This window comes from Paraburkholderia sp. (assembly GCF_026225065.1).
GTDB lineage: Bacteria > Pseudomonadota > Gammaproteobacteria > Burkholderiales > Burkholderiaceae > Paraburkholderia.
In genome coordinates, this window is record NZ_JAMFSB010000398.1 from 1 (window position 1) to 6,247 (window position 6,247).

Below are 6,247 nucleotides of genomic sequence, written 5' to 3' on the forward strand. Positions count from 1 at the left end.
CGAGCCGTATAGGCTTCGACTTCGCGAATGAACCGCGCGAGCGGGCCATTCTCGTGATCCCGTTTCCAGACAAATTCGACGGGATAGGTCAGCGTCAGTTCGGGATGCGTGATGAGACGCGTCGCCGCAGGACAGCTATGCACCGACGTATCCGGCACGATCGAGTAACCGATGCCAGCCGCAACAAGACCGAGAATCGTCATCGTGTCGCCGCCGAGCTGGACGATGTTCGGCAAGAAGCCCGCTAGCTGGCACTGTCGAATCAGGAAATCGTAGTACGGCGGCGCGACATCGCGATCGAACCACACGCACGGTTGATCGGCAAGATCGGCCAGGCGTTGTGGCACGACAAACGGGCTGGACTCACGGCGCGGCACCGCAAGCCTAAGCCCACAACGAAATACCGTGACCGCCTCGAAACGCGGGTCACTCAGATCGCGCCAGCCAAGAAAGCCACCGTCGAGTCTGCCATCGGCCAGCGCCTCCAGTTGTTTCGCGGCGAGCGATGGTTCGACGCGCAATGACACATCCGGATGACTTTGTCTGAAGTTGTTGATCCGCGACAGGATGTCTGGATGCCAACCATATGTCGGCGAGACGCCAATCCGCAATGAGCCCGCACCACCCTGAGCGACACGCAGCGCGCGTTGCCTTGCCGATTCCATGTCGATCAGCAGTCGTCGCGCATCCAGTGCGAACTGCTCACCGGCAGCCGTGAGTTCGACGCCCTTCGCACTGCGCGAGAAAAGCGGCGCGCCGAGTTCATCTTCAAGATCGCGGATTTGCCGGCTCAATGCGGGCTGCACGATATGTAATCGACGCGCCGCCGCAGCGACGCTGCCCGAGTCTGCAACAGCAAGAAAATATCGAAGGTGCCGGATGTCCATGTTCTTCATGACGGAATGCGTGACGTCGAGCATGACAGATCAAAACTCGCCGTGAAAGCCGGAGTTACCCGCTGACGAGATTGTCAGCAGTGCCGTGTAATCCTTGCTGGCACTGAGTTGGCGTTGCCCTATGCCTCGAAGGTATAACCAGTATTTCTAAACAGTATGCCAACAAAGGTTCGCGTCGGAGTTAAGTTGGCGAGCAATCAACGACAGCAAGTTGCACTCACGGACTAACGCATGCTTAACGATCCACGCCTCACCGCCATCGAAGACGATCTGATCCGGATTCGACGCCATCTTCACGCCCATCCAGAACTTCGTCACGAGGAGCAGCAAACTTCCGCGTATGTCGCGGACCTGCTCACGAGATGGGGCATTCACGTTGAACGCGACATCGGCGGCCACGGTCTTGTCGGCGTACTGCACAACGGGCGCAGTACGCGTTTGATCGGACTGCGCGCCGATATGGACGCACTACCTATACAGGAGAACAATCGCTTTGCCTATGCGTCGCGTTTCCCTGGACGCATGCATGCATGCGGTCATGACGGGCATACAGCGATGCTGCTTGGTGCAGCGCGCTACCTCGCCGAACATCGTGATTTCGAGGGCACCGTCAATTTCATTTTCCAGCCTGCTGAAGAAGGCGGCGCTGGCGCACGAATGATGATCGAAGATGGCCTCTTCGAACGCTGTCCGATGGACGCCGTGTTTGGCGCGCACAACTGGCCTGGCATCGGAATCGGTCAATTTGCGTTGCGGCCGGACGCGATCATGGCATCGAGCAACACCTTTAGCGTCGAGCTAATCGGCTTCGGGTCGCACGCTGCACAACCGCACCGCAGCGTCGATCCTGTGATTGCAGCGACCTTGCTAACGCAGGCGTGGCAAACAATTGTGTCGCGCAATGTAAATCCTAACGCTGCCGCAGTCTTGTCCGTCACGGAAATTCACGCGGGAAACACCGTCAACGTGATTCCCGGACACGCGCGTCTGAAAGGAACCGTGCGCACATTCAGCGTCGACGTACTCGATCTGATCGAAAAGCGCATGAAGGAAATTGCCGACGGCATCGCCGCTGCATTTGGCATTCGCGCCGAGTTCGCGTTCGAGCGTATGTACCCTCCACTCGTCAATCATCGCAAGGAAACGGCATTTGCGGCGGACGTGCTGAGGACGCTCGTCGGTGCGGAGAATGTCGATGAAGCGATCGATCCACAAATGCCCTCGGAAGATTTTGCGTTCTATATGCAGCATCGTCCCGGCTGCTATGTCTTCATCGGCAATGGCGACGGCACAGAGCAAGGTAGCTGCGGATGCACGATTCCGTTGCATAGCGCCAACTACGATTTCAACGACGCGGTGCTCAAGCCCGGCATCGCATGGTGGGTGTCGCTTGCGCGCGCGTGGCTTCCTTTGCATGCTTGATAGCGATCCAGCGGATCGCAGCGGATCAAACATCCTGCTCTGCCGTTTCACGCAACTTGAAGAGTCCGACGACATCGACAAGACTCTGCGCGCGCTCGTTGAGCAATGAAGACGCCGCCGACGACTGCTCGACAAGCGCAGCGTTCTGCTGCGTCGCGCGGTCCATCTCGGCGACACTGCGGTCTATCTGACTGATCCCGACGCTTTGCTCGTTCATGGAGCCTTCGATCTCGAGGATGATGCGGTTCACGGACTCGATCTCTTTCACGGCTTCGCTGATGGTCGCGCCCGCTGCGTTCACAGTCTGTGCACCCGCCTGCACGTTCGTAGCCGATACGCCGATAAGGTTCTTGATCTCCGCCGCTGCCTTCGCGCTACGCTGCGCGAGGCTTCGCACTTCGGCTGCGACCACCGCAAAGCCACGTCCATTGTTACCCGCGCGCGCCGCTTCGACCGCCGCATTCAGCGCAAGGATATTGGTCTGGAATGCGATGCCATCGATCACGCCAATGATCTCAGTAATCGACGCCGATGAGCGCGATATTTCATCCATCGTCGCGACGACCTGGGACATCGCCACGCCACCGCGTCGCGCGACTTCGCTGGTCAACGACGTGAGACGACTCGCCTGCGTCGATGCGTCCACTGAAGTCCGGATGCTCGTGGTCAATTGAGTCAGCGCTGCCGAGGTTTCCTGCAAGCTGCTCGCCGACAGTTCTGTGCGATGCGACAGATCGCGATTGCCCGCTTCAATCTCGGTAGTAGCGGCCTTCATCGCCTCGACGTTGATGCGGACCTCCATCAACAGTGCACCGATCTTGTCGACGAAACCGTTGAACGCCGTCGCGATCTGCATGACTTCGTCGTTGCCGACGACCTGCAAACGGTGGGTCAGATCGCCCGTTCCGGACCCGATCACCGCCATTGCGTCACGTACTTCGCCAAGACGTCTGAATGATTTCGACGTGAGCCAGGCGGCGATGCCCACTGCGGCTAACGTCAGCGCGATCAACGCAGCGGTCATCGCGCGCAGCATGTCCCGCAAACCGGCGGTCGCTTCGTGTTCATCGAGTGCGACGACGAGATACCAGTCCGTGCCGTTCACCGCCTGCACTTTCAACAGCTTCGATGCGCCGCCGATATCGATCGCACGCAATTCGTGCTGGTCCACGAGTTGCGCGAGCGCATCGGCCGTCAGATCGGACGCGACTGCCGTCGATGGTTTGAGCGTCAGTGCAGCGTCCGGATGGGCAACGATCTGGCCATCCTTCGACACCACGAAAGCCAGGCTCGACGGCGTGGGATGCACTGCGTTCACGACATCGCGAATGCCGTCGAGCGTTACCGCTCCACTGACAACGCCGATCGCGTGACCATCGCGGAGCGTCGGTGCGGCAAACGAAACATAGGGAATGTGCGTCGATGCATCGGGATAAGGCTGGGTCACGACGAACTGGCCTTTCGCCATTGCAGTCGTGTACCACGGGCGCACAGTCGGATCGTAGCCAGGCGGCGTCTTGTTAGTCGAAAAAAACGTCTTGTCCGGCCAGCCCGCGGTCGCGACACCGAAGCCTCCGATGCGCGCCATCTGTGCGACGTAGCGCTGCGGATCGCCCGGCTCGGCGATCTCAGCGGTTTCGCTGACTGCGCGTTGTTTCGACTTCACCCATTGCACGATCGTCAGCGTGTTGCTGCTGGCGATTGCCGCCAGGTTTTCGGCAATCGAATCCATCATGTTGCTTCGAACGATGCTGTAGGTCACCCCACCTGATAACGCGAGCGCACCGACGACGGTCGCCGAGCAGATAACAAGGATCCTGGTGCGCAAAGAAGAAATCATGACTAACCCCATTGAACAGATGAGCACAGTTGCGTAGGCGCTGATGTGCGGATTCGAGCCACCGGCTATCGGCTTCCATTGCGCCCGCTATTCGAACTTTACGGCCCTCACCGCCCGAACTTTAGAAGTGCGAGCTATACCATTCAGGCATAGATGACGATTTATTTAGGTATTGGCCGCCAGAAACGATCCTCTCTACCATGTCTCCTGATTTTCAATGGTCTGGAAACCTAATGATTGAAAAGTGTCCTCCATCACCACGATGAATACAAAAAACACCGCTGTACCCACTACGCAGTGAACTTCCAGGAGATGTTTGAATGAAAAAGTCGCTTCTCTCGCTCGCCGCACTCGGCGCGTTCGCAGGTGTCGCACATGCGCAAAGCAGTGTGACGCTGTACGGCGTTGTCGACACAGGCATTCTCGTCAACAACAATGTCAAAGGTCTGCACCAGTACTCGCTTTCGCAAGGCACCTCGTCGCGCTGGGGCCTGAAGGGTACGGAAGACCTCGGCGGCGGCCTGTCGGCTATCTTCACCCTCGAAAACGGCTACGCCACGGCCACTGGCGCGCTGTCGCAGGGCGGCCTGGAATTCGGCCGTAAAGCCTTCGTCGGTTTGAGCAGCACGACGTTTGGTACGTTGACGGCTGGCCGTCAATACTCGGTCAGCAACGACCTGGTCTCGCCGTTTGCGTCGGGCGCTGACTGGGCGGATTCGGGCCTCGGTTATGGCACGCGCGCGAGCGACGTCGACAACATCGATACGTCGAACCGCATCCAGAACTCGCTCAAGTACGAAAGCGCGAACTACAACGGCCTGCAAGCGGGCGTGCTGTACAGCCTGGGCGGTGTGGCGGGCAGCTTCTCGCAGAACTCGGTGACGGACGCTGCAGTTTCTTATACGAACGGGTCGGTCAGCGTCGGCGCGGGCTACACGTTCGTGAAGGATCCGTATTACGCAACCTACGGCGATCAAGGCAACTCATCCTCGCCGACGACTGCGGCCACGGGTGCGAATGACAACATGAACAACAAGATCTACGGCGGCTACGCGTCGGCCGGTTCGCAGCAGATCATCGTGGCGGGCGGATCGTATGCGCTCGGCCCGGCAACCATCGGCCTGGTGTATTCGAACACGCAATTCCAGAACCTGGGTGCGGTCAACGCCGTCGGCGCGATTGCCGCTCCGAAGTACGACGGCGGTACGGCAACCTTCAACTCGGGTGAAATCAATCTGAAGTACCAGGTGAACCCGGCTTTGCTGCTGGCAGGCGCGTACATCTACACACACAACGGCGGCGCGGACAACCTGGGCAGCGCGAAGTACAACCAGTTCACCCTGGGCGCGATCTACTCGCTGTCGAAGCGCACTTCGCTCTACGCGACCGGTTTCTACGAAACGGCATCGGGTATCGACTCCACGGGCAAACAGGCGGTTGCCGACCTGTATAGCAGCGCCTACTCGGCTAACAACCACCAGCTCGCCGGTATCTTCGGCATCACTCACAAGTTCTAAGGAGGGACCGGCCGCTCAAGCGGCCGGTCTGTCAGGCAAACCTTTCATCAATCAGCGCTCGATCGTGGACGTCCTTGCTCCAGGCAGGTGACGTTGCCACGATGGTGTCTGCCGACCTATCAGGGAAAACCGGGCGTCCCAGACGCACCTGTCCGTTCGAGGAGTTGCTTCCCATGTTCCTTCGTATTCTCGCCGCGCTGCCGTTCATCGGCATTCTGCTCGGCGTGCCGTTCGTCAACCGTGTCGAGCCACTCGTGCTGGGCATGCCGTTCGTGCTTGCATGGATCGTCCTATGGGTGATCCTGATCTCGATCATCATGGCGATCGTCTACCGGTTCGATCCCACCAACCGTCAGACCGCCGTCGATACTGAAGAGGCCCGATCATGAGCAGCGCTCTCGTTATCATCGCCCTCTTCACGGCGTTCGCGCTGTTTCTCGGGCTGCGCGCCAAGCGCGGTCACGACATGAGTCTCGAACAATGGACCGTCGGCGGCCGCAGCTTCGGCACCGCGTTCGTGTTCCTGCTGATGGCAGGCGAGATCTACACCACCTTCACCTTTCTCGGCGGCA

At 59.2% G+C, this 6,247-nt stretch carries 5 protein-coding genes and 1 pseudogene; 4 read left to right on the forward strand and 2 right to left on the reverse strand.

The genetic code is table 11. The features are described 5' to 3' along the window. Positions 1-896, reverse strand: an 896-nt coding sequence (locus tag M0954_RS27660; RefSeq protein ID WP_297356680.1) for a LysR family transcriptional regulator, incomplete at its 3' end; no start/stop codon positions are given. Positions 897-1,127: 231 nt separating this feature from the next. Here M0954_RS27660 and M0954_RS27665 point away from each other — a divergent pair. Further along, on the forward strand, positions 1,128-2,318 hold the full coding sequence (locus M0954_RS27665; RefSeq protein WP_297356682.1) for a M20 aminoacylase family protein: 1,191 nt from the start codon (positions 1,128-1,130) through the stop codon (positions 2,316-2,318). 25 nt (positions 2,319-2,343) lie between these two features. On the opposite strand, the gene M0954_RS27670 is transcribed toward M0954_RS27665, so the two are convergent. Further along, entirely contained in the window at positions 2,344-4,158 is a 1,815-nt protein-coding gene (locus M0954_RS27670) for a methyl-accepting chemotaxis protein (RefSeq protein ID WP_297356684.1), read from the reverse strand. A 320-nt stretch (positions 4,159-4,478) separates the two neighbouring features. Between M0954_RS27670 and M0954_RS27675 the strand changes: the two genes are divergently transcribed. From M0954_RS27675 to M0954_RS27685, 3 genes and pseudogenes are all read left to right on the forward strand, one after another. Next, positions 4,479-5,675 (forward strand): porin, encoded by a 1,197-nt coding sequence (locus tag M0954_RS27675; protein ID WP_297356686.1) that lies wholly within the window; start codon positions 4,479-4,481, stop codon positions 5,673-5,675. A gap of 173 nt (positions 5,676-5,848) precedes the next feature. Continuing rightward, on the forward strand, positions 5,849-6,064 hold the full coding sequence (locus tag M0954_RS27680) for a DUF3311 domain-containing protein (RefSeq protein WP_123386331.1): 216 nt from the start codon (positions 5,849-5,851) through the stop codon (positions 6,062-6,064). Further along, positions 6,061-6,247: pseudogene (locus M0954_RS27685) on the forward strand (sodium:solute symporter family protein); the annotation flags it as partial. The gene M0954_RS27680 and the pseudogene M0954_RS27685, both read left to right, overlap by 4 nt.